Below are 24,754 nucleotides of genomic sequence, written 5' to 3' on the forward strand. Positions count from 1 at the left end.
GGACAAAGCGGCCCGCTGAGTCCCATGAGGGCTCAAGAGTCACACGCATCACTCCGATGGGTGAAGCAGGAGGCGCGAGGAACAACCGACCGCGCGCCGCTGCCACCCCCGCCCCCACGGAGGCCCCCAGTCATGCGTCGTGTCGCCGCCAGCGTCGCCGTGCTCCTCGCGGTGCCCGCCCTGATCGCCCTCCCGGTGGTCACGGGGCCGCAGGCGCAGATCCGGCCGGTGACCCCGACGGTGGCGCACCTCGCGCTGACCGGCGTCGACCCCGTGGCGCTCGCGACCTCCCGCGCTCCCGACCCCGAGCACGACCACGGCCACGACGCGATCGACGACGGCGCGGCGCCCGACGCTCCCGCGACCGAGGCAGCGCACGACGAGGCAGCGCACGACGAGGCAGCGCACGACGACGCTGCGCCGGCGAAGGTCGCCGCAACGCAGGCCCCGCACGCCGAGGAGCCGGAGCCCGGACCCGCCGTGCCGCTCGAGCCCGCCGCCGTCACGCCGCCCACCGACACCGCGCCGTTCTCGCTCGTGGCCGTGAGCTGGACCGGTGAGGCCCCGGCCGGCACCACGGTGCAGGTCCGCGTCCGCGAGAAGGACGGCGTCTGGACCGACTGGCAGGAGCTGGGCTCGGGCGCCGAGCACGGGCCCGACCCGGGCACCGCCGAGGCCGAGGCCGCGGGTCTGCGGCACGGCACCGACCCGCTGCTCACCGCCGGCGGGAGCGACGGCGTGCAGGTGCGCATCGACAGCCCCGGCGGCGTGCTTCCGGCCGACGCCTCGGTGTCGCTCGTCGACCCCAAGACCTCCGAGGCCGACGTCCTCGCCGCATCGACGCCGCCCGCGACGGCGGTAGCCGCGGGCGACCCGCTCAAGCCCTCGATCATCACGCGCGCCCAGTGGGGTGCGGACGAGTCGCTGCGGGGCAGCGCGCCGGTCTACACCGGCCCGATCAAGGTGGGCTTCGTCCACCACACGGCGTCGACCAACAACTACACCGCCGACACCGCCGCCGCGCAGGTGCGCGCCCTGTACGCCTACTTCACGCTGAGCCTCGGCTACAGCGACATCGCGTACAACTTCTTCGTCGACCGCTTCGGCCGGCTCTACGAGGGACGCGCCGGCGGCATGGACAAGAACGTGCTCGGCGGCCACACCGCGGGCTTCAACCAGAACACCTTCGCGGTCTCGGCACTCGGCAACTTCGACATCTACAAGCCGACCTCGAACGAGGGCACGGCGATGGCCACGGCGATGGCCCGCCTCCTCGCCTGGAAGCTCGCGCTCAACCACGCCGACCCGAGCGGTACGGCGTCGCTCGTCTCCAACAGCGGCGCCGGCACGTCGAAGTATGAGCCCGGCCAGACCGCGGTCGTGCCGGTGATCTCCGGGCACCGCGACATCGGCCTCACCGCCTGCCCCGGCCAGTACCTCGAGTCGTACCTCCCCAGCATCCGCACCCAGGCCAAGGCGTTCATGGGCACGCAGCTGCTCAACCCCGCGCTGGCGCCGTCGGTGTCGCCGTACGCCGGGACGGGCGGCTCGATCAGCACGCGCGCCACGGGCGCGGTGTCGTGGAAGCTCGAGGTGTTCTCGCCCTGCCTCGCCACGCCCATCCGCACCGTCACCGGGAGCCTCGCCTCGGCGGGCACCGTCACGGCCACGTGGAACCAGCGCCGCGCCGACGGCAGCGCCGCACCCCCCGGCACCTACCGGATGGTGCTGTCGGCGACCGCGGGCGACGGGGTGCCCTACCCCGTGAGCAAGACCTTCGTCGTGACCGAGACGGCCACCTCGCCGCTCGGGCCGTGCACCCAGGTCGCCCGCGTCGCGGAGTCGGAGCGGTACGCCGCAGCCGTGCGCGTCGGTCGCATCGCCGCGCCGAGCTCGAAGGTCGTCGTCCTCGCCCCGGGCTCGGACGCGTACGAGCCCGAGGCGCTCGTCGCGGCACCGCTCGCCGCCGCGAAGAAGGCGCCGCTTCTGCTCACCGGCACCGCGAGCGTGCCGGCCGCCGTCGTCACCGAGATCAAGCGCCGCGGCGCCACCACGGCCTACGTCGTCGGCACGAGCACGCAGGTGTCGAGCGCTGTCATCACCCAGCTGAGGTCGCTCGGCGTCACCACGATCACCCGCCTGTCGGGCACCACGCGCTCGGCCACCGCCACCGCGGTCGCCGGCGCGATGGGCCAGCGCACCAAGGCCGTGGTCGTGTCGTTCAGCAGCGGCTCGTCGTCCGACGTCAACGCTGCCGCATCGGCCGCGGCCGCGTCGCTCGACCGCCCGCTGCTCGTCGTGGCCCCGACCAGTGCGCCCGCCGTGACCCTCGCGGCGATGAAGACCCTCGGCATCACCTCGACCACGGTCGTCGGGTCGAGCACCGCGATCTCCGCCGCCGTCGTCACGGCGGTCAAGGGCACGCGGGTCACCGGGTCGGACGCCGCCGCGACCTCGGTGGCTCTGCTCGCCGCGCTGGCGCCGTCGGCCACGAAGGTCTCGGCGCTGCCCACCGGCTCGGGCTACGGTCGGGCCGTGGCTGCCGGTGCTCGTCGTCCGCTCGTGCTCGGCGCGGGCGGCACCGCGGGCATCGCGCGGTGGCTCACCACCGCGACCGCCGTCCACGTGCTGGCCGTCGCCCCGACCGCGGTCTGGGCCGACTCGGCGCTGACGCCGATGGTCACCTCGATCACCTCGCGCACCGCGGCGCCGGCGCCCACGCCGACCCCGACCACGACGCCCGCCCCGGCGACGGCGGCGGCCACGACCGTGACGCCCTCGGTGCCCACCGGCTTCGTGTTCAACGGCGCGGGCTACGGCCACGGCGTCGGCATGTCGCAGTACGGCGCCCGCGGCATGGCGCTCGAGGGGAAGACCGCCACCGAGATCGTCACGCACTACTACACCGGCACCACCGTCACGCCGGTGAAGGACGACGCCGCGATCCGCGTGAACCTCCTGCACCGGGCCACCAAGGCGCTCTTCCGGACCGAGGCGCTCACCACGGGCGGCGGCGGCATCGAGGTCACGCTGGCCGGCCAGGATCCCGAGCTCGGCACGTCGGCCGACATCTTCAGCGTCGTGCAGGCCGGCTCGTCGGTGACCGTCATCAAGACCCGGGGCACCGCGACCCGCACGCTCGGCACCGCGGCCTCGGTCACCATCCGGTGGGAGGGCACGCGCGACCCCGGTGGCGCCGGCACGACGCCGACCGTGCTCAACGTCGTGCCCGAGAAGCAGGCGAACTTCGCCTCCGAGGGCCACCGCTACCGCTACGGCACCGTGATCGTCCAGTCGGCGAGCGCCGGCACGTTCCAGGTCAACAACCGGGTGCGGATCCACGACGAGTACCTGCTCGGCATCGCCGAGGTCTCCAACTCCTGGCCGGCGGCGTCGCTGCAGGCGCAGGTGCTGGCCGCGCGCAGCTACGTCCTCAGCAAGGCGGGCACGCTGCGCAGCGCCTGCCTCTGCCACGTGGACGACGGCGGCGGCCCCTACTACGACCAGACCTTCGCCGGCTGGATCAAGGAGTCGGGCGCGCTCGGCCAGAACTGGCGCGACGCCGTCAAGGCCACCTACGCCAACACCACGGTGGCCGGCGAGACGGTGCTGCGAGGCAAGGCGATCCTGTCCGGCGGGCAGCCGATCACGGCGTTCTACTACGCGGCGTCCGGCGGCCGCACCCAGAGCTCGGCCGACGTGTGGGGAGGCGTCCTCCCGTGGGCGCAGAGCGTCGACGACCACTGGAGCCTCGACGCGTCCGTGCCGTGGTCGCAGTGGATCCCGCGCGAGCGCACCCAGGCCCAGGTGGCCGCCGCGTTCGGCCTCCCCGACGTCATGCGCATCGACCTCTCGGCCCGCACCGCCGGCGACGGCGTCAGGACCGCGATCGCCTGGTCGTCATCGGGCGCCTCGGCCACGATCAGCGGCGAGTCGCTGCGCACGCGCCTGTCGCTGCCCGGCACCTGGGTCAGCCGCGTCGCCGACGTCCGCTCCGGCGACGCTGCCACGATCGCGGTGCGCACCGCGCAGAAGTCGTCGTCCGAGACCGTCGTCCTCGCGCCGATCGCCGACCCCGCCTCGGTCGCCGTCGCCGGCAACCTGGCCGCGCAGGAGGGCTGGGCGCTCCTGCTCACCACCTCGGACGCGCTCAGCGCCGTCACGCGCACCGAGCTCGCTCGCCGTACTCCCACCACGGTGTACGCCGTCGGCACGCCGACCGACCTGCCCGCGGCCCTCGTCTCCGACGTCGGTGCCATGGCCGGCGTCGGCACCGTCACCCGCGTCACCGGCACCAACGCCACCGGCGTCTCGGTCAACGCCGCCAAGCTGCTGGCCCCGGCCACCGGTGCGGTCGCGGTCGTCGTCGGCGAGACCGACCTCGGGTCGCTCGCCGTCGGGTCCGGCGCCGCGCGCGCCAAGAAGGGCCCGCTCCTCGTCGTGCCCGGCGGGGCGGCGCCGTCCACCTCGGTGCCGGCGTACCTCGACGCCCTCGCGCCGAAGGCCACGGTGGTCATCGGGTCGACCGACGCCGTCGCCGACAGCGTGGCCGCCACGCTGCCCCAGGTGAGCCGCCTCGCAGGCGCCGACGCCGTCGAGACCGCGAGCAAGGCCGCCACCTGGGCCGGCTCGGCCAACGCCCGTCTGGTGGTGCTGGGCAAGGCCCTGGCACCGGTCAGCGCCGTCGCGCTCGCCCCGGGCGCGGTCGTGCTCGTGGTCGACACCAGCGTCGCGACCTCGACCAAGGTCGTGCTCCAGCGCGGTGTCGCCACGATCGTGGCCGGGCCGAACATGCCCGACGCGCTCGTGACGACGGCGCGGCGTCTCTAGATCAGCGGCGTCCCTGGATCAACAGCCTCTAGGCGAGCACGGCTCCGCAGCCCTCGCGGTCGGCCACGTCCGACGCGTCGGCGGCAGGGTCCGTCAGCAGCACCACCGCGACATCCGCGGCGAGCGGCAGGGCGATCAGGGCGAGCGCGGCTGCCGGGAGCGCTGCGGTGACGAGCACCCGCGAGCCCGGGGCGGCGCCGAGGTCCGCCGCGAGCGCGAGCGCCTCGGCGAGCGCCTCGGCCTGGGTCAGCGTGCGGTCGCCGTACCTCAGCCACGCGTCGTCGCCCCGCACCGTGCGGTACGCCGAGAAGCGGTCGCCGTGGCCGCGCACCTCGATCGCGGCGTCGAGCACGCCCGCGGGCAACGGCTCGCGGAACGGCATGCCGAGCGGGTGCAGCGCGGTCCCCAGGGTGAGCGGCGCGCGCTCGGTGCCGAGGTCGTCCGGGCCGAGCACCGCCACCTCGACGCCGGGATCCTCGACCGGGCCGCCGATCCAGGCGATCCCGCCCACCAGCGCCGCCGCTCCGAGCCAGACGCTGGTCTGCCAGTGCACCGGCAGACGCAGCGACACCGCCGAGCCGGGCTGGAGGTCGGCGTCGTCGCGCAGCAGGTTGGCCGCCTTGGCGATGTTGTTCTCGTACGTGCGCACCGAGAGCTCGGTGCGGGCGCCGTCGGGGCCGAGATGGGTGACGAGGGGACGGGCGGGATCGCGCGCGAGCAGCGCGGCAAGGGCGACGGGCACGGTCACGGGCGCGGTCACGGCATCGAGCCTAGGGCGGCCTGACGGCTGCGCCCGGTGTGGGAGAGTGGCGATGTGCTCGAAGCCGTCCTCCTCGTCGGGGGCCAGGGGACTCGCCTGCGCCCGCTGACCGTCACCACGCCCAAGCCGATGCTGCCCGTCGCGGGCGTGCCGTGCACCGAGCACCAGATCGCACGCGCCCGCGAGGCGGGCGTCACGCGCGTGGTGCTGGGCACGTCGTACCGGCCCGAGGTGTTCCTCGACTACTTCGGCGACGGCTCGCGCTTCGGCGTCGAGCTCGTCTACGCCACCGAGGACGTGCCGCTGGGCACCGGCGGCGCGATCCGCCACGTGGCGCCGCACCTGCTGTCCGGCCCGGACGACCCGGTCCTGGTCTTCAACGGCGACATCCTCTCGGGGCACGACATCGCCGGCCAGGTGCAGGCGTGGCGCGACTCGTCGTCGGACGTGTCGCTCTACCTCACCCGCGTCGAGGACCCGCGCGCCTACGGCCTCGTGCCGACCGACGCCGACGGACGCGTGACGCAGTTCCTCGAGAAGCCCTCGACGCCCGAGGAGATCGTCACCGACCAGATCAACGCCGGCTGCTACGTCTTCCGCCGCTCGGTGATCGACAGCATCCCCACCGGTCGCCCGGTGTCCGTGGAGCGCGAGACGTTCCCCGGCCTGCTGGCACGCGGTGCCGTCGTCACCGGCTTCGTCGACGACGGCTACTGGCTCGACCTCGGCACGCCGCTCGCGTTCGTGCAGGGCTCGTGCGACCTCGTCCTCGGCCGCGCCCCCAGCCCCGCCCTGCCGGGGCGGACCGGCCAGTTCCTCGTGCGCCCGGGCGCCGAGGTGGAGCCCGACGCGATCCTCAGCAACGGCACGTTCGTCGGTGCCGGCGCCACGGTCGGTTCGGGCGCCGTGGTCGACGGCTCGTCGCTGTTCGACAACGCGATGGTGGCCGCGGGCGCGTACGTGAAGGACTCGGTGATCGGCTCCGGCGCGATCATCGGCAGCGGCGCGCGCCTCGACGGCGTCGTCGTCGGCGACCGCGCGGTGATCGGCCCCGGCAACGAGCTCGTGCGCGGTGCGCGCGTGTGGCCCGGGGTCGCGCTGTCGGAGACCTCGGTGCGCTTCTCCTCCGACCGCTGAGCGCATCCCGCGTGGAGCCCGTCGTCCGCGAGTGGGCGCCGTCGTGGCCGGTGAGCCTCGGCGGCACGCTCGGCGCCCTGGGCCGCGGGCGGCACGACCCGACCTACCGGCGTACGCCGGACCGCGCGCTCTGGCGCACGATGCGCAGCCCCGACGGCCCGGCGACGCAGCGGCTCGAGCTGCGCGACGGAGTGGTGGTCTCGACGGCGTGGGGGCCCGGCGCTGCGTGGGCCAGCGACCGGCTGCCGCGGATCCTCGGCGCCGACGACGACGTGTCGGGGTTCGACCCGTCGCCGCACCCGCTCGTTGCGCAGCAGTGGTCGCGCTACGGCGCCGGGATGCGCACGCCCTCGACCGGGGTGGTGCTCGAGACTCTCGTGCAGGCGATCCTCGAGCAGCGCGTCACCGGCCTCGAGGCGCGCCGCTCGTGGGGGTGGCTGCTCGCGACGTACGGCGAGCCCGCGCCCGGGCCGGCGCCCGAGCGCATGTTCGTGTTCCCCACGGCGGACGCAGTCTCGGCCGTGCCGTCGTGGGCGTGGCACCAGGCCGGCGTGGACGGGTCGCGGTCGGCGACGATCCTGCGCGCTGCGTCGTACGCCGGCCGGCTGCAGCAGTGCGCCGACCTGCCGCACGCGGAGGCACGGGCCCGGATGGAGGCGCTGCCTGGGGTGGGGCAGTGGACCTCGGCCGAGGTGGCGGCGCGCGCGCTCGGCGACGCGGATGCCGTGAGCTTCGGCGACTTCCACGTGGCGAAGAACGTGGTCTATGCGATGACGGGCGAGGAGGACGGCACCGACGAGCGGCTCGCGGAGCTCCTCGCGCCGTGGCCCGGGCACCGCGGCCGGGTGCAGCGGCTGGTGGAGATGACGGGCATCTCGCGCCCGGCTCGCGGACCCCGCTACTCGCCGCAGGACTTCCGCGGCCGGTAGGGGCGCGACGCCCGCTCGGAGGGTCGCGCGCCTGCCGCGCGTCCGGGGATGCGCTGCGCGTAGCGTGAGGGCGTTCGGGAACCGACCGGAAGGGGACTGTCATGACGCGTCGTCCTGCTCGTCTCGCACGCGTGGCCGCTCTGCTCGTCGTCCCCCTGCTCGCGGTGACCGCGTGCGGCGGATCCGGTGGGGGCGAGGGCATCTCGGCCTCGGCGACGTCGTCGTCGACATCCGCCGCCCCGGAGACCACGAGCAGCTCGCCCGAGCCGTCGGAGGAGTCGTCCTCGCCCGAGGAGACCGCCACCCCCGCGACCGGGATCCAGCTCGCGGACGTGCCCGGCTACACCTACGGGGACGCGCCCGCCGACTTCGCGACGATGGGCAAGGCCTTGACGGACACGGGCCTGGTGAGCGAGGTGAAGGTCGTCGGGCTCGACACCCCCGACGGCGAGACCGCCGTGGTGCTCGTCGCGGCCCAGTACACGCCCGAGGTCACGAAGTCGTTCGAGGGCATGCCCATGGAGTCGATCCTCGGGGGCGTCGCCGGGGGCGTGAAGCCGTCGCTCACCGGCAAGGTGACGGAGGAGACGATCACGGTCGACGGGACCGACATCGTGGTCCTCGCCTCGCCGGACCTCTCGGTCGCTCTGGTCTACTTCGACGGCGGGCTCCTCGCCCAGATGTACGGGCCCGACCGGGACGCCCTCGTCACGGCCGCGAAGGCCTTCGTCACGGCCCAGAACGCGGGCTAGTCAACCAACTGGTTGACAATCTCGGCCACCCTGCGGCACCTGCTCCTCCTCGACCGACTGGTCGAGGAGGAGCAGGTGTCCGCTGATCCGCTGTCGCGGGTGTTCGCCGCGACAGCCGACCCCACCCGGCGCGACCTGGTCGCGCGGCCGACGGTCGCCGACCCAACGCTCACCGAGCTCGCCGAGCCGTACGACGTGAGCCTGCAGGCGGTCTCCCAGCACCTCCGGGTGCTCGAGGACGCCGGCCTCGTCACGCGCGGCCGCGACGCGCAGAAGCGGCCTGTGCACCTCGAGGCGGAGGTGCTCTCGTTGATGACCGCCTGGATCGAGCGCTACCGGCGTCAGGCCGAGGAGTGCTACTCCCGTCTGGACGACGTCCTGGCCTCGATGCCGGACGACGTCGCCCCCTTGCCGCCGGCTCGCGCGGTATCCCCGAATCCCCGTCGTACGAAGGGAAAGCAGGCATGAGCAACACGACAGAGATCCACGTCGACCCCGAGGTGCCCCTGGTGCGGATCACGCGCGAGTTCGACCACCCCGTCGACAAGGTGTTCCGTGCGCACACCGACCCCGCGCTCGTCGCGCAGTGGATGGGGCCGCGCAGCCTGACGAACGAGATGGTCCGCTGGGACTGCGAGACCGGCGGCGGCTACGTCTTCGTGCAGCGCCGCGGCGACGAGGAGTACGCGTTCCACGGCTCGTTCCACGACGTGCGGCCCGGCGAGCTCATCGTGCAGACCTTCACCATCGACGGGATGCCCGACGGCGTGGCGCTGGAGAAGCTGCGGTTCGAGCCGCTCGACGGCGGTACGCGTACGCGCCTCACGACCACGTCGCTCGTCGACTCGTTCGAGGACCGCGACGCGTTCGTGGCCGGCGGCATGGAGACCGGCGTCGTCGAGGGCTACGAGCGCCTCGACGAGCTCCTCGACGCCTGATCCGACGCAGACCAGCGGGCGGTGGGGCCCGGGAACGTCCACCGACGCGCCTGTGCGGTCTGAGATCGTAGGCGCGTGGGGTACTTCTGGTACGTGCTCGTCGGCCTGGTTCTCCTGGGCCTGTCCGGCCTGATGCTCTATGCCCTGGTGACCGAGCGGGGCGACTGGCTCAACCGGCTGTGGATGCCTTTCCCGTGGGAGAACACCAATGGTGGGCGTGGGCCAAGAAGCACGGAGTTCTCGGCGCTGGTTGTAGGTGTCGTCTTCGGGGTCATCGGATTCTTGGTACTGACGTATGTCGCGCTGTCGTTCTTGCTCTGAGCTCGGGGAGCTTCAGTGAAGGGCCGTGCGCCCTGACGTCGGTCGTGCGAGGTCAGGGCCGGCGTCGGCTCGGCGGCACCAAGGTGAAGTAGCCGTGCTCGGTGGGGCGCTTGCCGGGGGTCGGGACGAGCGTCCAGCCGCCCTCGTGGAGGTCGTGGTGGTGGCGGTCGCACACGAGGACGCAGTTGTCGACATCGGTCGGGCCGCCGTCCTCCCAGTGGACGACGTGGTGGGCGCGGCAGCGCGCTGCCGGGACACCGCAGCCGGGGCGCGAGCAGCGGCCCTGCTCGCGGGTCTCGAGCGCGCGGCGCTGGCGCGGGGTGACGACGCGGTGCGCGCGGCCGACGTACAGGACCTCCTTGGCTGCCTCGCGCAGGAGGTCGTCGAGCGTCGGGCTGCCGTCGTCGCACCCGCAGTGCGGGCAGCCGCAGGTGCAGCGCGGGCGGGCACCGGTCACGATCGCAGCGTTGATCTCGGCGTCGCAGAGCAGGCGGCGCACGCTCTGCCGGCCCAGCGGGGTGCCCTCCGGGCATCCGGTCGTGCGCAGCATCCCGCCGAACGCCGTGTGCAGGTCGTGCAGGTCGACGTCGATGGTGACGCGGGGGATCACGCCGTGGCGCGCGCCGAGGTCGCCGTTCTCGAGCAGGGCGCCGCAGATGTCGCGAAGTGCGATCACGTTCAGGTAGGGCTGGCGACGACGACGCAGGCGCGCGGCTGCGGGGTCGTCGCCGTCGACCCGGTCCTCCTCGGGCAGGGTGCCGTCGCGGTGGCGCTGGTCGATGGCCTGCTGCAGGGCGGTGGCGATGAGGGCGTGGTTCTCCGGCGTCAGGTAGCCGGAGACCTTCACGCCGTCGCCGTCGGGCTGGAAGCGCAGGAACTGGGCGCGCTCGGCCTCGTCGGAGTCCTTGGCCAGGCCCCACTCGTCGACCCAGGCGCGTACGCGCTTGGCCTTGATGGCGAGCTCGGTGGGGGTGGCACCGTCGAGGGCGAAGCCGAGCAGCGCCTGCTCTGCGGAGGCGCGGAACGGCGCCTGGTCGGCGTGGGCGAGGCCGCGGGCGACCTTGTCGATGCTGGTGGTGATGGTCGTGACGTGGGCGCGCGAGATCCCGCCCGCGACCCAGGCCGCGCCGGTGGCGGAGTAGCCGCCGGCCAGGGCGCAGCCGCGCGCGAGCACGGCACCCGCTGCCTTCGGGTTCATCGAGGCGGCATCGCGCAGCCAGGCGGTGGTCGCCACACGCAGCGAGCCGGAGGCGTGCACGCGCGCGACGCCCGTGGTGACGACGGCCTCGAGCTGGTCGTGCACCCGCGCGAGGCCGGCCACGAGCGCGGGGAGGTCGGCCAGCGGCACCGCCTCGAGCCCGCCGGTCTGGGTCAGGTGCGCGAGCCGGGCGACCAGCGTGGCGAGCTCGGCCGAGGTGTCAGCCACCTCGCCGAGTGCAGTCGTCTGGTCGATGCGCATGACCACATCGTGTCAGGCGCCTCCGACAGTGCCGTCCCCCGAGAACCCTCTATCCACAGACGATCTCGGCTGATCGCCTATCGGGATCGGGGTCAGAGCGCGGCGGCGATGATGGTGGTGAGGCGCTCGTGCGCAGGGACCAGCGACGGGCCGTACCAGGTGAGGTCGCGGCCGCTCACGAGCAGCGTCGGCACGCGCGTGAACGCCTCGGGCCCGTCGTACGCCGTGAACACGTACGGCTCGTCGGGCAGCAGCACGAGGTCGAACCGCGAGGGGTCGTCGAGCGAGGCGACCTCGACGTGCGGATAGCGGCCCTCGTGCCCGGCGAGCACGTGGGTGAGGCCGAGCCGCGCGACGAGGTCGCCGGTGAAGGTGTCGCGGCCGACGGCCATCCACGGGTCGCGCCAGACCGCGACGCCCACGCGGCCGCGCAGCGCGCCGGGGCCGGCCCACAGGGCCTCCGCCTCGGGCAGCCAGCCGGGCACGTCCCACCCGAGCGCCGCAGTGAGCAGCCGACGCAGCGAGGAGAGCGAGTCGGGCACCGACTCGGTGCGCGTGACCCACACGGGCACGCCGCTCTCGCGCAGCCGGCGCACGTCGAGCTCGCGGTTCTCCTCCTGGTTGGCGATGACGAGGTCGGGCGCCAGCGACCTGATCGCGTCGAGGTCGGGGTTCTTGGTGCCGCGCACCCGGGCGACGTCGAGGTCGGCGGGGTGGGTGCACCAGTCGGTGGCCCCGACGACGGCCGAGCGGTCGACCGACACCAGCGACTCGGTGATCGACGGGACGAGCGAGACCACCTGGGCGGCGCGGACCGGCACGTCCACCGCATGCCCGAGGTCGTCGTTCGCCATCGGCATGTGGCGACGGTATAGCGTCGCGATCGGACCCGGCGACGAGGCCGGGCGAAGGAGTGGACATGGCGCTCGACAAGGTCGTCGGCTCGGCTGCCGACGCCGTCGCGGACATCCCGAGCGGTGCCTCGCTCGCGGTCGGTGGCTTCGGCCTCAACGGCATCCCGTCGGTGCTGATCGACGCGCTGCTGGCGCAGGGCGCGTCGGAGCTGCGGGTGGTGAGCAACAACTGCGGTGTGGACGAGTGGGGCCTGGGCGTGCTGCTGTTCGCGAAGCGGATCGCGCGGATGACGAGCTCGTACGTCGGTGAGAACAAGGAGTTCGAGCGGCAGTACCTGCACGGCGAGCTCGAGGTGGAGCTGATCCCCCAGGGCACGCTCGCGGAGCGGCTGCGTGCGGGCGGTGCGGGGATCCCGGCGTTCTACACCCCCGCGGGCGTCGGGACTCAGGTCGCCGAGGGCGGGATGCCGTGGCGGTACGCCGCCGACGGCAGCATCGCGTTGCCGAGCCCGGCGAAGGAGACGCGGGAGTTCGACGGCCGCGAGTACGTGCTCGAGCGCGGCATCACCACCGACTTCGCCCTGGTGCGGGCGAGCGTGGGTGACCGGCACGGGAACCTGGTGTTCGACAAGGCGACCCGCAACTTCAACCCGCTCGCCGCGACCGCGGGCCGGATCACGATCGCCGAGGTCGAGCGCCTGGTGGAGCCGGGCGAGATCGACCCGCAGCAGGTGCACCTGCCCGGCGTGTTCGTGCAGCGCGTCGTCGCACTGACCCCGGAGCAGGCCGCCGACAAGCGCATCGAGCGCCGCACCATCACCAAGGAGGCCTGAGCCATGGCGCTGACCCGTGACGAGCTCGCCGCGCGCGTGGCCCTCGAGCTCCAGGATGGCCAGTACGTGAACCTCGGCATCGGCCTGCCGACCCTCGTGCCCCAGCACCTGCCCGAGGGCGTGACCGTGGTGCTGCAGTCCGAGAACGGGATCCTCGGCACCGGTCCCTACCCCACCGACGACCAGGTTGACCCCGACCTGATCAACGCCGGCAAGGAGACCGTCACCGTCCTGCCCGGCGCCAGCTTCTTCGACTCGGCCACCAGCTTCGGCATGATCCGCGGCGGCCACATCGACGCCGCGATCCTGGGCGCCATGCAGGTGAGCACCGCCGGCGACATCGCGAACTGGATGATCCCCGGGAAGATGGTCAAGGGCATGGGCGGGGCGATGGACCTCGTCCACGGCGCCAAGCGGGTGATCGTGATGATGGAGCACGTCGCCAAGGACGGCACCCACAAGATCGTCGACGAGTGCACCCTGCCGCTGACCGGCAAGGCTGTCGTCGACCGGATCATCACCGACCTCGCCGTCATCGACGTCACCCCCGACGGCCTCGTGCTCGTCGAGACCGCACCCGGCGTCACGGTCGACGACGTCCGCGCCGCCACCGGCCCGGCCCTCGCCCTGGCGCCCGCGCTTGCCTGAGACCACGGGCGACCCGTTCCTGCTCCTGGAGGTGCTCGGGACCATCGCCTTCGCCGTCTCCGGCGGCGCCGTCGCCGTCCGTGCAGGTATGGACTGGCTCGGCGTGATGGTGCTCGCCGTCGTGACGGCCGTCGGCGGCGGTACCGTCCGCGACCTCCTGCTCGGCATCACGCCCGTCAGCTGGATCGAGAGCCCGTGGCCGATCGCGGTCGCGCTGGCCGCCGGGGTGCTCGTCATCGCCCTCGGGCACCGCGTGCCGCACCTCGCCCTCGACTCCCGCAGCGCGGTGCTCGTGGCCGACGCCGCGGGCCTCGCGGCGTTCACGGTCACGGGCACCTTCGTCGCGCTGGCGGCAGGGGTCTCGGGCTGGATCGCGGTGGTGCTCGGCGTGGTCACCGGCGCCGGCGGAGGCGTGATCCGCGACGTGCTCGCGCGGCAGCGGCCGCTCATCCTCGTCGGCCAGATCTACGCGCTCGCCGCGCTGCTCGGCGCCGCGGTCGTCGTCGGTCTCGACGCCGCGGGCGCGGGCGAGGGCCTCACCCGCTGGCTCGCGGTGGCGGTCGTGCTCCTGGTGCGGCTCGCCGCGATCCGCTGGCAGTGGACGCTGCCGAGCTTCGAGCCGCAGGACGGCCAGCCCCGGGACGAGTAGCGGCCCTCAGCGCACGAACAGGTGCGCCGCGAGGTCGCGCGGCGGGCGCTCCGCCGGGGCGTCGGCCGGATGCCCTACGGCCACACCGCCGAGCGGCTGCCACGACGCCGGCAGGTCGAGCACCTCGTGGACGACCTCGGGGCAGAACATCGTCGAGCTGATCCACGCCGATCCGAGGCCCTCGGCTGCGAGGGCGACGAGGAGGTTCTCCACGGCAGCGCCGCCGGCGACCAGGAAGAGGTCGCGCTCGAAGCCGTTGCGCCGATCGTCGGGATAGGTGTGCACGGCGCCGTCGAGGTCGCTGAACGGCAGCACCACCACCGGTGCGTCGCGCAGCACGTCGCCGCGGCGCAGCCGCTTCGTCACCGAGGCGTCGTCGTACGAGTCGAGCGCGCGCAGGTCGCCCTCCCACCGCGCCGCCATCGCGTCGAAGAGGCGCGTGCGCAGCGCGGGGTCGCGCAGCACGACGTACCGCCACGGGGCCGTGTGGTGCGGGCTCGGTGCGGTGACCGCTGCCGCCACCGCGCGCTCGACCGCGCCGGGGTCGACGAGCTCGTCGGTGAAGCGCCGCACCGTACGACGAGCGGCAGCGGCGGTACGACGGCCCTCCGCCACCGCCTCGGCGGTGCCGAGCCGGAACATGTCGTCGGCCGCCCGCCGCACCAGCACCTGGGCGCCCGGCCCGTCCTCGGCCCCGACGTACGCCGACAGCCCGCGCACCACGGCCACCGGTGCCCCGGAGAGCTTGCCCTTCACGAGGTCCGCGGCGGCGGCCACCTCGTCGGCGATCGAGGTCACCGTCATCTCGAGCGCGTGGCCGTGCGCGTCGACGCGTCCGCGGAAGTCGTCGAGCGGCGCGATGCCCGCGGCACCGATGGCGGAGTCGGTGAGGCCCTCGCGCCACGGCCGGCCCATCGTGTCGGTGACGACGACACCCACGATCACGCCATGGTCGCGCTGCCACGCGGCCCGCAGCGCGCGGGCCGACGCGTCGGGGTCGACGGGCAGGAGCACCACGGTGCCGGCGGGGGTGTTGGACGCGTCGACCCCGGCCGCAGCCATGACGAAGCCGTGCGCGGTCTCCACGATCCGCGTGACTCCTCGAGGGGTCTGCCGCGTCGCCACCACGCGGACGGTCTCGGCCGTGATGGCGTCCTCGCGGTCGTCGGCGGCCACCACGCGGCCCTCGGCCTTGCTCACGACCTTGCTCGTCACGACGAGCACGTCGCCGTCGCGCAGGCCCGTCGAGCTGTCGGGCCAGGCCACCGCGCCGAGCAGAGGGGAGGCGAGCGCCGCGAGGTCGGCGCCGGGCGCGATCTCGGGCAGCCCCTCGACCGCCACCACCATCAGCGGCTCGGTCACCGTCGGAGGTCCTCGGCGAGCGCGAGGGCTGCCGCGCAGATCGCGGCGGTGGCCACGACGTCGGTCATCATCAGCGGCACCGCACGCGAGGCGATGCCCGTCGAGGCCAGCCTCCCCGGGACGTCGGAGTCGGTGGCGTCGTCGACGAGCCAGCCGTCGAGGATGCCGCCGCCGTCGGCACCCACGGGCACGGCCGCGACCCGCGGGCCGTAGTGGCGGGCCACGGCCTCGGCCGTGGTGTCGACACCTATGGCCGAGAGGCACGCGTCGGCCATGCCGCGCACGGGGGCGCCGCCGACGATCGGGGAGACCCCGACCACGGGTGCCGCGGTCGCGCGCAGTGCGTCGCGCACGCCGGCGACCTGAAGGATCGTGCCCACCGAGACGACGGGGTTCGAGGGCGGCAGCAGCACCACATCAGCGCCCGAGATCGCTTCCAGCACACCGGGTCCCGGCTTCGCGACGTCGACGCCTACCAGCGGGAACGCGAGCGCGGGGAGCGACGCGCGGTGCCGCACCCACCACTCCTGGAAGTGCAGCGCCCTGCGCGTGCCGGGCTCGTCGCCGTCGACGACGACGTGCGTCTCGAGCCGGTCGTCCGACATCGGCAGCAGCGTCACGCCCGGCTGCCAGCGCGCGCACAGCGCCTCGGTGACGGCCGACAGCGGGTAGCCCGCACCCAGCATCTGGGTGCGCACGATGTGGGTCGCGAGGTCGCGGTCGCCGAGGCCGAACCAGGTCGGCTCGACGCCGTACTTGCCGAGCTCGCCCATGACCGTGAACGTCTCGTCCTCGCGGCCCCAGCCGCGCTCCTCGCTGATGCCGCCGCCGAGCGTGTACATGATCGAGTCGAGGTCGGGGCAGAGCTGCAGGCCGAACATCCGGATGTCGTCGCCGGTGTTCACGACCACGGTGATGTCGGCGTCGAGGCCGGACGTCGCGACGTGGTGGAGGAGGCCGCGGGTGAACCGGGCGCCGCCGATGCCGCCGGCGAGGAGGGTGATGCGCACGGGGCGATCCTCGCACCCGCGAGACCGAGGCACACCGGGCGGCGTGCGCCCGCCGACGTAGAGTCACCGCCGTGGACCACCTTCGTACGGCGACCGCGCGCGAGACCGAGCGCGCGCTGGGTCGTGCCGCGCGCGGGGTGGCCCTGGACGTCGACGAGGCGTCGGCGCTGATGCAGGCGCAGGGCGAGCACCTCGAGCGGCTGCTCGACCTCGCCGGAGCGGTGCGCGACCGGGGCCTGGAGAGCGCGGGCCGCCCGGGCGTCGTCACCTACAGCCGCAAGGTGTTCATCCCGCTGACGCGGCTGTGCCGTGACCGGTGCCACTACTGCACCTTCGCGACCGACCCTGCGTCGCTGCGCCGCGACGGGCACGGCATGTTCCTGAGCCCCGACGAGGTGCTCGAGATCGCCCGCGCCGGAGCGGCCCTCGGCTGCAAGGAGGCGCTGTTCACCCTCGGCGACCGGCCCGAGGAGCGCTGGCCCGCGGCCCGCGAGTGGCTCGACGCGCACGGCTACGACGACACGCTCTCCTACGTCCGCGCGATGGCGGTGCGGGTGCTCGAGGAGACCGGCCTGCTGCCGCACCTGAACCCGGGCGTGATGTCGTGGGAGGAGATCGGCCGGCTCAAGCCCGTCGCTCCGTCGATGGGCATGATGCTCGAGACGTCGGCGACGCGGCTGTGGTCCGAGCCCGGCGGCCCGCACTTCGGCAGCCCCGACAAGGAGCCCGCGCTGCGGCTGCGGGTGATCGAGGACGCCGGCCGGCACGCGGTGCCGTTCACCACCGGGATCCTGGTCGGCATCGGCGAGACCTACCTCGAGCGCGCGCAGTCGGTGCTCGACCTGCGCCGGGTGGCGCGCGAGCACGGCCACGTGCAGGAGGTCATCGTCCAGAACTTCCGCGCCAAGCCCGACACCGCGCTGCGGCACCGCGACGACCTCGGCCTGACCGAGTACCTCGCGGCCATCGCCACGACCCGTCTGCTGCTCGGCCCGCGGATGCGGATCCAGGCGCCGCCGAACCTCACCGATGCCGCCGAGTTCGCGCTGCTCCTGCGGGCGGGCGTCGACGACTGGGGCGGCGTCTCGCCGCTCACCCCGGACCACGTGAATCCCGAGCGCCCCTGGCCGCACCTCGACGAGCTCGCCCGCCTGACGGCGGAGGCGGGGTTCGTCCTGCGCGAGCGCCTCACCGTCCACCCGGAATACGTCCAGCGCCCCGACCCGTGGCTCGACCCGCGTGTCCGCCCGCACGTGCGGGCGCTCGCCGACGACGTCGGCCTCGGCGTGGAAGGCCTTGAGCCGCACGGCATCCCGTGGCAGGACCCGGACCAGTCCTACGCCGGTTTCGCCGCCGCGCACTCCGGCGGCCGCACCGACCTCAACGACACCGTCGACACGGAGGGCCGCACCGGCGACCGGCGCAGCGACTTCGACGAGGTGTACGGCGACTGGTCGCAGGTCGACGAGCACGCCCGCGACATCGCCCGCCGCGACGCCGAGGCCGGGCTCGGCGCCGTCGAGCGGCTCGACGCCGACGTCCGCGCCGGCCTGGCGCTCGCCGCGGACGACCCCGCGGCCCTCGCGCACCCCGACAACACCGCCCTCGCCGTCGCCCTGATGTCCTGCGACGGCGCGGGCCTCGACGCGCTCGCACGGATCGCGGACGACGTCCGCTGCGACACCGTCGGCGACGACGTCACCTACGTGGTCACGCGGAACATCAACTTCACCAACGTCTGCTACACCGGCTGCCGGTTCTGCGCGTTCGCCCAGCGCCGCACCGACGCCGACGCGTTCACGCTCTCCCTCGACGAGGTCGGGCAGCGCGTCGCCGACGCGTGGGACGTGGGCGCCACCGAGATCTGCATGCAGGGCGGCATCCACCCCGACCTGCCGGGCACGGCGTACTTCGACCTCGCCCGCGCCGTGAAGAAGCACGCCCCCGAGATCCACCTGCACGCGTTCTCGCCGATGGAGGTCGTCAACGGGGCGACCCGATCCGGGATGTCCGTGCGGGAGTGGCTGATCGAGGCCAAGGCCGCGGGCCTGGACTCCATCCCCGGAACCGCCGCGGAGATCCTCGACGACGACGTCCGCTGGGTGCTCACCAAGGGCAAGCTCCCCACTGCCGCGTGGCTCGACGTCGTCACCACCGCGCACGAGGTCGGACTGCCGTCGACGTCGACGATGATGTACGGCCACGTCGACAACCCGTCGCACTGGGTCGGGCACCTCGCGCTCCTGCGCGAGACGCAGGAGCGCAGCGGCGGCTTCACCGAGTTCGTGGCGCTGCCGTTCATCCACCACAACGCGCCCGTCTACCTCGCGGGCGTGGCCCGCCCCGGGTCGACGGCGCGCGACGACCGCGCCGTGCACGCCATGGCCCGCCTCATGCTCCACGGAGCCATCGACCACATCCAGTGCTCCTGGGTGAAGCTCGGCGCCGAAGGTGTCGTCACCGTCCTTCAGGGCGGCTGCGACGATGTCGGCGGCACGCTCATGGAGGAGACCATCAGCCGCATGGCGGGCTCCGAGCACGGCTCGCGCAAGAGCGTCGAGGAGCTCGAGGCCCTCGCCCACGCCGCCGGACGCCCCGCCCGCCAGCGCACCACGACGTACGGCGAGGTCACCCCCGAGCGACGCGCGGCAGCGCTCACCACCCACGCGCTGCTGCCGCTCCTGCCGTCCGCTCGGGCCTGACCGCGCCCACGCCCGGGCCTCCTCCTGGCCCACCCCCGCGCCCGGGCGTGTTGCCCCGGAGGCGTTCGCAGCGGCTCACGTGCGCGTCAGCCGTTCGGCCGGAATGCTGCTCCGGGGTTGACTCGCGGACACTTACATCGGTGTAATTCCCCCCAACGTCGGCGCGCGAGCAGCTGGACGTGGGGAATCCGGCACTGTGCGTCGCGAAGCGCACAGGGCCACGGTCGAGGAGGTTTACCGGTGAGCAGCAGCAATGCCACCGTCCTGCCGCTGACCGACGCCGAGGAGCTCGGCTGGCAGGAGCGGGCGCTCTGCGCACAGACCGACCCTGAGGCCTTCTTCCCGGAGAAGGGCGGCTCCACCCGCGAGGCCAAGCGCGTCTGCACGACCTGCGAGGTGCGGGTCGAGTGCCTCGAGTACGCCCTCGACCACGACGAGCGCTTCGGCATCTGGGGCGGCCTCTCCGAGCGGGAGCGCCGTCGCCTGAAGAAGCAGGCCGTCTAGCCGCACCGGTCGCGCCCGAGGGCCGACCGGAGCACCCATCCACGTCGCGTAGGGTCGTCGAGCCATGTCCCACGACGAGCCTGCTCCCGATTCCCTCGAGGAGCTCCGCCGCCTCGGCGAGCACGTCCGCGACCTGTCGTCCGAGCTCCGGGGCGAGGCCCACGACGTCACCGAGATCGTGGCGACCACATCGGGCACCACGGGCTCGCTCGAGCCCGGCACCGAGGTAGCGCGCGAGGCCGCCGACGAGGCCGCCGACGCCGAGGCCTACCTCGCACCCGTCGTGCCCTCGGCACCGCTCGACGCCGTCCCGCTCGAGGACGAGGACGACGACCTCCCCGGCATCTTCCACGTCGACGACCACGTCGACGACCGGCCGCCGCGACGGCACGACGTCACCGCCGTGCTCGTCGCGCACGACGGCGCCCGCTGGCTGCCCGCGGTCCTCACCGCCCTCGGCCGCACCACGCGGCTGCCCGACCGGCTCGTCGCCGTCGACACCGGCAGCACCGACGAGACCCCCGACCTGCTCTCCCGCGCCGTCGAGGCGGGGCTGGTGTCGTCCGTGGTCACCGCCGCGCGCGACTCCGGCTTCGGCGCGGCGGTCGCACGCGGCATCGAGGCGGCGGCCACCGCACCGCGCCGCGCGGTGCCCCTGCCGGACGGTGCCGACCCCGACGAGCCCGCCGTCCGCTGGGTCTGGCTGCTGCACGACGACAGCGCGCCGGCGCCGCACGCCCTCGAGGCGCTGCTGCGCACGGCCGACCGGCAGCGCAGCGTCGACATCCTCGGCCCGAAGGTGCGCGGCTGGGGCAACCGCTCCGCCCTGCTCGAGGCGGGTGTCACCGTCGCCCGGTCGGGCAACCGCTGGACGGGCCTCGAGCGCCGCGAGCTCGACCAGGGCCAGCACGACGGCGACCGCGACGTCCTCGCCGTCGGCAGCGCGGGCATGCTCGTGCGCCGCGAGGTGTGGGACGCGCTCGGCGGCTTCGACCCGGCGCTGCCGTTCTTCCGCGACGACGTCGACCTCTGCTGGCGGGCCCGGCGCGCGGGTCATCGCGTGCTCGTCGCCACCGACGCCGTCGTGCACCACCGCGAGGCCGCGGCGCACCGCCGTCGCGACGTCCACGCCGGCAGCCCGCCGCACCCCGAGCGCCCGCACCGCATCGACCGCGCGTCGGCCGTGCACCTCATGCGCGCCCACGCCTCGGGCCTGCGCGGGCCGCTCGTCACCCTGCGCCAGCTCGTCGGCTCGCTCGTACACGCCCTCTTCCTGCTCCTCGGCAAGGACGCCGATGCCGCCCGCGACGAGTGGGGAGCGTTCCGCGACTCGGTCGCCGACCGGTCGGGGCTCAAGGCCTCCCGGGCCCGTGTCGCCGAGGCCGGCGCGGCGCCGGGCGCCGTCCCCGACAAGGACGTCCGCCATCTCCTCGCCGCGCGCGGTGCCCAGGCGCGGCACGCGTTCGACCGGGTGGCCGACCTCGTGGCCGGTCGCGAGCAGGCCGACGCGTCGCGGTCCGTCCTCGACTCCACCACCGACGACCCCGACGGCTGGTACGACGACGACACGCGCCCCAGCAGGCTGCGCCGCCTGCTCAGCCGCCCCGGCACCCTCGTCGTCCTCGGTCTGCTCGTCACGACCCTGATCGGCGTGCGCGGCCTGCTCGGCGAGGGCGTCCTGCTCGGCGGGGCGCTCGTGCCCGCACCCGAGGGCGCCGGCGACCTGTGGGCGGCGTACACGACCGCGTGGCACCAGGTGGGCGTCGGCTCGGCGTCCGACTCTCCGGCGTGGCTGCTGCCCCTGGTGGGCCTCGCCGGGGTCCTGCGCGGGTCGGCGAGCGCCGCGGTCGACGTCGTGCTGCTCTTGTCGATCCCGCTGGCCGGCCTCACCGCGTGGCTGGCCCTGCGCGGGCTGACGATCTCCGCTCCGGCACGCATCTGGGCGGTCACGGCGTACGCCACGCTCCCGGCGTTCACCGGTGCGCTGTCCGGCGGTCGGCTCGGCACCGCGGCCGCGCTCGTCCTGCTGCCGTGGCTGATCCGGTCGAGCGCGCGGCTGGTCGGAGTGGGGCGCCCGGTCACGTGGCGGCGAGCCTTCGGCACCGGACTGCTGCTGTCGGTCACGGCGTCGTTCACCCCGGTGGTGTGGCTGATGGCCGTGCCGCTGGCGGTCGCAGCGGCGTTCAGCGTCGCCCGCAGCGCGCCGGCGCGCATCCGCCTCGCCGTGACCGTGCTGCTGCCGGTGGTGCTGCTCGTCCCGTGGAGCCTGCGGGTCGTGCGCGAGCCCGCGCTGCTGCTGCTCGAGCCGGGCCTCGTCGGCCCGGTCGACCCCACGCTGTCGTCGCTCGACGTCCTCCTGCTCCGGCCGGGCGGCCCCGGCATGACGCCGCTCTGGCTGGGCCTCGGCATCCTCGTCGCGGGCATCGGCTGCCTCGGTGTGCGCGGCCGCCGCCGCCAGGTGCTCGCCGCGTGGGCGGTCGGCCTGGTGGGCCTGGCCACCGGTGTCGTCATGACGGTCGTGCGGGTGAGCGTGCCGTCGATCGACGGCTCGATCGCGCCCTGGCCGGGGATCCCGACCGCGCTGTGGGGCGGGGCTCTCGTCGTGGCGGTCGCCCTCACGGTCGACCTCATCCCGCGCCACCTGTCGGGGCGCGACTTCGGCTGGCGGCAGCCGACGGTCGTCGCGCTGATCGTCCTGCTGGTGCTCGCCCCCATCGGCGCCCTCGCGCTGCTCGTCGTGGGGGCCGACGGCCCCCTGCGCCGTGGCGACCGCGACGTGCTGCCCGCGTTCGTGGCGGCCGAGATGCGCGGCGACGACCGCCCGCGCGCCCTCGTCCTGCGCCGCGCGGGGGAGTCGGCGATCGTCTACGACCTGATGTCGGTGCCCGAGCCGCAGCTCGGCGATCGCGACGTCGCGCCGTCGCTGGAGACCTCGGCCGTCCTCGACCGCCTCGTCGCCCGGCTCGCGGCCGGCATCGGCGCGAGCGAGGTGGACGACCTGGCGACCCACGGCGTGCGGTACGTCGTCCTCGCCGACGCGCGCGGCACCGAGGACCCGCTCGTGTCCTCGCTCGACAGCCAGCGCGGCCTGCGCCGCGTCGCCGCCAGCGCCGGGGACACCCTCTGGGAGCTCGTGCCCACCTCCGCCCGCGCGCTCACCCTCGCGACGCGGACGGTGAACGGCGTGCCGGTCCGCTCCGCCGAGTCGGTCCCGACCAACGGAGGCGACCCCCGAACGACCACCGAGGTCGACTCCCGCGTCGACGCCGGCCCGCCGGCGCGCACGCTGGTGCTGGCCGAGGCCGTCGACAGCAGGTGGCGGTTCGACGTCGCCGGCCAGGCGGTCACGCCCGCACCGCTCACCGACGGCGACTCCCTCGACCCATCCGCCCAGCAGGTGCCGCTCGGCGGGGGGACGGCGCCGGTGCGCGTGTCCTTCGACGGCTCGAGCCGGTCTGCGTGGCTCTGGGTGCAGGCCGTGGCGGTGGCCCTCACCGTGGTGCTCGCGCTGCCGGCGCGCCGCCGCGACCTGGACGACGACAGCGAGGACCTCGGTGCCGAGGACCCGGCGGAGGTGACGGCATGAGCGCCCTCGACACGGTCCGCGCCTTCGTGCGACGCCCCTGGGGCTCGGTGCTCGCGGGCACCGTCGCCGTGGCGGTCGTCGTCGGCGTCGGGCTGCTGGCGGCGCCCGACCAGGTCCCGGTCGTCGCCGAGCCCGTGGTCGAGCCGGTCGCGTCGACCGAGCTCCTCTGCCCGATCACCGTCGCGACCAGCGCGCTCGTCACCACCGTGAGCGCCGGGGTCGCGCCCGTGCCGGGCGTGCAGGACGGCAGCGCGAAGCTCGCCACGCTCTCGTCCACCCCCGACCAGGCGCCGCAGGTGATCGAGGCGCCGGGTGTCGTGGTCCGCGACGTCATCGAGGACAAGGTCTCCGCGCCGCGCACCGCGCGCGCCACCGGGTCGTGGGCGGCCGGCTTCGGCGCCGACCAGGTCGCCCGCTCCGGCGTCGGCGCGAGCCGGGGCCTCGCGGCCTCGCCGTGCGCCCGACCCATCACCGACGGCTGGATCCTCGGCGGCGCCTCGACCGTCGGTCGCAGCACGCAGCTGCTGCTGGTCAACGACGACGACCGCGCGGCCCAGGTCGACCTCCTCGTGTTCGGACCGGACGGCGAGGTCGTGTCGCCGGCCGGCTCGGGCGTCGTGGTGCCGCCGCTCGCGCGCAGCGTGGTGCGGCTCTCCGCCCTCGCCCCTGACCAGGCGTACACCGCCGTGCACGTCGTCGCGCGCACCGGCCGCATCGCGGTGTCTGCGCTGCAGACCGCCGCCGACGGACTCATCCCGCTGGGCATGTCGGTGCTGCCCGTCACCCAGGCCTCGCGCCGCGTCGTCATCCCCGACATCCCGAAGGTCGCCACCGCGCGCCTCCTCCTGCTGTCGCCGTCCGGCCCTGCCGACATCGGCGTCAAGCTCCTGACCGCGGACGGCGCCATCACGCCGGTCGGGCTCGACTCGGTGTCGCTCGACGAGAACCGGCTCGAGGCGATCAGCCTCACCGAGGCGCTGGCGGGCGAGGCGGCCGGAGTCGTCGTCACGTCCGACGTGCCCGTGGTCGCCGCGGTCGTGGTGACCACCGGCGGCGACGGCGACCTGCGCGAGGGCGACGTCACGGCCGGAACGCCGGCGCTCACCGCGCCCGGTGTCGTGGTCGGCCTCGACGTCGGCACCGTCAAGCACGTCGTGGGCATCGCCGCGCCCGGAGGCGCGACCGCCGTACGGCTCGACCTCTACGTCGGGGCCGGCACCACCCCGGTGCTCACGCGCACCGTCGAGGTGGGGGCCGGGCAGTCGCGGCGGGTCCGCGTCACCGTGACCGAGGACGGCTCGCTGCTCGTGATCACACCGCTGGGGGACGGCCCGGCGTACGTCACGCGCGAGGTCGCCGAGCAGGGCCCGCGCGGCCCGCTGCTCGCGCTCGCGCCCGTGCTGCCCACCCGGGCCACGACGACCGTGCCACCGGTGGTCTCGCGGCCGGGCTCAGCCCTGTCGTAACGGCCTAGGCTGGC

The 24,754-nt window shown here is 74.5% G+C and carries 19 protein-coding genes; 14 read left to right on the top strand and 5 right to left on the bottom strand.

What is annotated here, in order from left to right; genetic code table 11:
• Window positions 1-132 precede the first annotated feature (132 nt).
• On the top strand, window positions 133-4,830 hold the full coding sequence (locus ACFQGU_RS03255; RefSeq protein ID WP_386763911.1) for a cell wall-binding repeat-containing protein: 4,698 nt from the start codon (window positions 133-135) through the stop codon (window positions 4,828-4,830).
• 28 nt (window positions 4,831-4,858) lie between these two features.
• Here the strand turns inward: ACFQGU_RS03255 and ACFQGU_RS03260 are convergent, their stop codons facing one another.
• A complete protein-coding gene (locus tag ACFQGU_RS03260) occupies window positions 4,859-5,590 on the bottom strand; it encodes a TIGR03089 family protein (RefSeq protein ID WP_386763912.1) in 732 nt (243 codons plus the stop codon).
• 54 nt (window positions 5,591-5,644) lie between these two features.
• Here ACFQGU_RS03260 and ACFQGU_RS03265 point away from each other — a divergent pair, with 54 nt between their 5' ends.
• The 6 genes from ACFQGU_RS03265 to ACFQGU_RS03290 all read left to right on the top strand — a co-directional run bounded on the left by ACFQGU_RS03265 (window position 5,645) and on the right by ACFQGU_RS03290 (window position 9,667).
• Window positions 5,645-6,727: a sugar phosphate nucleotidyltransferase gene (locus ACFQGU_RS03265; protein ID WP_386763913.1), complete on the top strand. Its 1,083-nt coding sequence runs from the start codon at window positions 5,645-5,647 to the stop codon at window positions 6,725-6,727.
• A gap of 11 nt (window positions 6,728-6,738) precedes the next feature.
• Window positions 6,739-7,656 (top strand): DNA-3-methyladenine glycosylase family protein, encoded by a 918-nt coding sequence (locus ACFQGU_RS03270; RefSeq protein ID WP_386763914.1) that lies wholly within the window; start codon window positions 6,739-6,741, stop codon window positions 7,654-7,656.
• Between the two features lie 101 nt (window positions 7,657-7,757).
• Complete coding sequence (locus tag ACFQGU_RS03275) at window positions 7,758-8,408, top strand: hypothetical protein (RefSeq protein ID WP_386763915.1); 651 nt, start codon at window positions 7,758-7,760, stop codon at window positions 8,406-8,408.
• 75 nt (window positions 8,409-8,483) lie between these two features.
• A complete protein-coding gene (locus ACFQGU_RS03280) occupies window positions 8,484-8,876 on the top strand; it encodes an ArsR/SmtB family transcription factor (RefSeq protein ID WP_386763916.1) in 393 nt (130 codons plus the stop codon).
• Entirely contained in the window at window positions 8,873-9,346 is a 474-nt protein-coding gene (locus ACFQGU_RS03285) for an SRPBCC domain-containing protein (RefSeq protein WP_386763917.1), read from the top strand. Before ACFQGU_RS03280 ends, ACFQGU_RS03285 begins: the two co-directional genes overlap by 4 nt.
• 75 nt (window positions 9,347-9,421) lie before the next feature.
• Window positions 9,422-9,667: a hypothetical protein gene (locus ACFQGU_RS03290; RefSeq protein ID WP_386763918.1), complete on the top strand. Its 246-nt coding sequence runs from the start codon at window positions 9,422-9,424 to the stop codon at window positions 9,665-9,667.
• 52 nt (window positions 9,668-9,719) lie between these two features.
• Here the strand turns inward: ACFQGU_RS03290 and ACFQGU_RS03295 are convergent, their stop codons facing one another.
• Together ACFQGU_RS03295 and ACFQGU_RS03300 are read right to left on the bottom strand one after the other, a co-directional pair.
• Window positions 9,720-11,126, bottom strand: coding sequence for an HNH endonuclease signature motif containing protein (locus ACFQGU_RS03295; protein WP_386763919.1), 1,407 nt, complete (start codon window positions 11,124-11,126; stop codon window positions 9,720-9,722).
• Window positions 11,127-11,218: 92 nt separating this feature from the next.
• Window positions 11,219-11,980, bottom strand: coding sequence for a helical backbone metal receptor (locus ACFQGU_RS03300; RefSeq protein ID WP_386763957.1), 762 nt, complete (start codon window positions 11,978-11,980; stop codon window positions 11,219-11,221).
• Between the two features lie 65 nt (window positions 11,981-12,045).
• On the opposite strand from ACFQGU_RS03300, the gene ACFQGU_RS03305 reads away from it, so the two are divergent.
• From ACFQGU_RS03305 to ACFQGU_RS03315, 3 genes are read left to right on the top strand one after another with little or no spacing between them, the layout of a single operon-like run.
• Window positions 12,046-12,813: a CoA transferase subunit A gene (locus tag ACFQGU_RS03305; RefSeq protein ID WP_386763920.1), complete on the top strand. Its 768-nt coding sequence runs from the start codon at window positions 12,046-12,048 to the stop codon at window positions 12,811-12,813.
• 3 nt (window positions 12,814-12,816) lie between these two features.
• Window positions 12,817-13,461, top strand: coding sequence for a CoA transferase subunit B (locus ACFQGU_RS03310; protein WP_386763921.1), 645 nt, complete (start codon window positions 12,817-12,819; stop codon window positions 13,459-13,461).
• A complete protein-coding gene (locus tag ACFQGU_RS03315) occupies window positions 13,454-14,110 on the top strand; it encodes a trimeric intracellular cation channel family protein (protein ID WP_386763922.1) in 657 nt (218 codons plus the stop codon). Before ACFQGU_RS03310 ends, ACFQGU_RS03315 begins: the two co-directional genes overlap by 8 nt.
• Before the next feature lie 6 nt (window positions 14,111-14,116).
• On the opposite strand, the gene ACFQGU_RS03320 is transcribed toward ACFQGU_RS03315, so the two are convergent.
• Window positions 14,117-15,457 carry a coenzyme F420-0:L-glutamate ligase gene (locus ACFQGU_RS03320; RefSeq protein ID WP_386763958.1) on the bottom strand — a complete coding sequence of 447 codons (1,341 nt, stop codon included), beginning with the start codon at window positions 15,455-15,457 and terminating at the stop codon, window positions 14,117-14,119.
• A gap of 11 nt (window positions 15,458-15,468) precedes the next feature.
• Entirely contained in the window at window positions 15,469-16,482 is a 1,014-nt protein-coding gene (gene cofD, locus ACFQGU_RS03325) for a 2-phospho-L-lactate transferase (protein WP_386763923.1), read from the bottom strand.
• A gap of 71 nt (window positions 16,483-16,553) precedes the next feature.
• Here cofD and ACFQGU_RS03330 point away from each other — a divergent pair, with 71 nt between their 5' ends.
• The 4 genes from ACFQGU_RS03330 to ACFQGU_RS03345 all read left to right on the top strand — a co-directional run bounded on the left by ACFQGU_RS03330 (window position 16,554) and on the right by ACFQGU_RS03345 (window position 24,740).
• Window positions 16,554-19,184 carry a bifunctional FO biosynthesis protein CofGH gene (locus ACFQGU_RS03330; RefSeq protein WP_386763924.1) on the top strand — a complete coding sequence of 877 codons (2,631 nt, stop codon included), beginning with the start codon at window positions 16,554-16,556 and terminating at the stop codon, window positions 19,182-19,184.
• A gap of 240 nt (window positions 19,185-19,424) precedes the next feature.
• Entirely contained in the window at window positions 19,425-19,688 is a 264-nt protein-coding gene (locus ACFQGU_RS03335) for a WhiB family transcriptional regulator (protein ID WP_386763925.1), read from the top strand.
• 64 nt (window positions 19,689-19,752) lie between these two features.
• Entirely contained in the window at window positions 19,753-23,274 is a 3,522-nt protein-coding gene (locus ACFQGU_RS03340) for a glycosyltransferase (RefSeq protein ID WP_386763926.1), read from the top strand.
• Entirely contained in the window at window positions 23,271-24,740 is a 1,470-nt protein-coding gene (locus ACFQGU_RS03345; protein WP_386763927.1) for a DUF5719 family protein, read from the top strand. Before ACFQGU_RS03340 ends, ACFQGU_RS03345 begins: the two co-directional genes overlap by 4 nt.
• Window positions 24,741-24,754: the final 14 nt, after the last annotated feature.

Origin of the sequence: Longivirga aurantiaca (assembly GCF_042660085.1) — a bacterium.
GTDB classification, from domain to species: Bacteria; Actinomycetota; Actinomycetes; order S36-B12; family CAIYMF01; genus Longivirga; species Longivirga aurantiaca.